At 68.3% G+C, this 1,203-nt stretch carries 1 protein-coding gene and 2 tRNA genes; 2 read left to right on the top strand and 1 reads right to left on the bottom strand.

Going from position 1 to position 1,203, the window contains the following annotated elements:
* Positions 1-327, bottom strand: a 327-nt coding sequence (locus tag AOK09_RS16780) for a DUF7144 family membrane protein (protein WP_055588019.1), incomplete at its 3' end; no start/stop codon positions are given.
* A 250-nt stretch (positions 328-577) separates the two neighbouring features.
* Between AOK09_RS16780 and AOK09_RS16785 the strand changes: the two genes are divergently transcribed.
* Positions 578-652, top strand: a tRNA-Met gene (locus AOK09_RS16785).
* 167 nt (positions 653-819) lie between these two features.
* Positions 820-902, top strand: a tRNA-Ser gene (locus AOK09_RS40175).
* The last annotated feature ends 301 nt before the right edge of the window (positions 903-1,203 follow it).

Raw genomic sequence — 1,203 nt, forward strand, 5'->3', positions numbered from 1 at the left:
GAACATGAACTGGGTGACCAGGCTCACCGCAGCCAGCGCGATACCCACCCCTCTCCCCCAGCGCAGACCGGCCAGGACCCCGACACCCGCCACAACGAGGCCGATCCCGATCAGCGCATGGATCCAGCCCCAAGCCGTCAGGTCGAACCTGTAGACATACTGCGAGTGGGCCCAGATGTTGCTCTGGGCGATTCCGGCGGCGCCCATGAGAATGCTCAGCGTGCCGCTCAGCTCCAGCGCCAAGCCGCCGAAGACGTGGGGGCCTTCCACCCAGCCGGTGTCGCGCGATGGCGAATGCCGGCGCATCCCGTTGGATGGCGCGGACATGGGCACCTCCTTCCCGGACAGGGCGGGCACCGCCGCACAGCACCGCGGGCCGACTGGAATGCCCTGACCCTCTCAGCCTCGCCCGGCTGCCTGTACATCGCGACCGCAAGGCGCTGTCCAGGTGACGGCCGCGGCGTCGCGACAGTGAGGGCTGGAACAGACTGTTCAAGTTCCCTGCCCCGGACACGGTGGACACCAGGCCCGCGAAAACCCTTGGTGCCCGCAGATGCGCGGCGGCTACTTTGGAGGAAGCACCGTGGAGCAGCTCGGTCAGCTCGCCGGCCTCATAAGCCGGAGGTCGCGGGTTCGAATCCTGCCGGTGCCATGCGTTGAGTGCTGGGACACAAGCGGGGCTGTAACCCCTGCGCCTACGGGCTGGACCGGTTCGATTCCGGGGCGACGCACGGGAAGGGTTTCCAGAGCGGTGAAGCAGCGGCTTGCCAGGCCGCCGTCGGGGTCACCGACGCGGGTTCGATCTCTGCACTCTCCGCTGGAAGGTCCGGCATCGGTGTGCCAGGCGCTCGCGAAAGGCGGGGGGTGTGAAAGCCCTGGGGGTTCGAATCCCTCACCTTCCGCGGTCGGTGGCTCAGTGCTCAAAGTGCCCGGCTCCGCAGCGGAAAGTCGCGGGTTCCCATTCTGCCGAGCCTGCTCCATCCCCGCTGGTGCACGTGGCTACACGCCGCGCTCCGAACGCCGACGCCGCCTCGCTCGTCGGCACTCTCCCGGCAGACGGGCACCGTCCCGGAGCCACCCTCGGTCTGCGGGAACCCTGCGGCCGCTGTCTGCTGCGTCCCGTACGGCTCACTCACGCGCACCCCGCTCCGATTCCTCGTGTGTGAAGCGATACCCGGACGTGAGCAATGCTCAGGACTTGTG

This window comes from Peterkaempfera griseoplana (genome assembly GCF_001418575.1).
In the GTDB taxonomy this organism is placed as follows: domain Bacteria; phylum Actinomycetota; class Actinomycetes; order Streptomycetales; family Streptomycetaceae; genus Peterkaempfera; species Peterkaempfera griseoplana.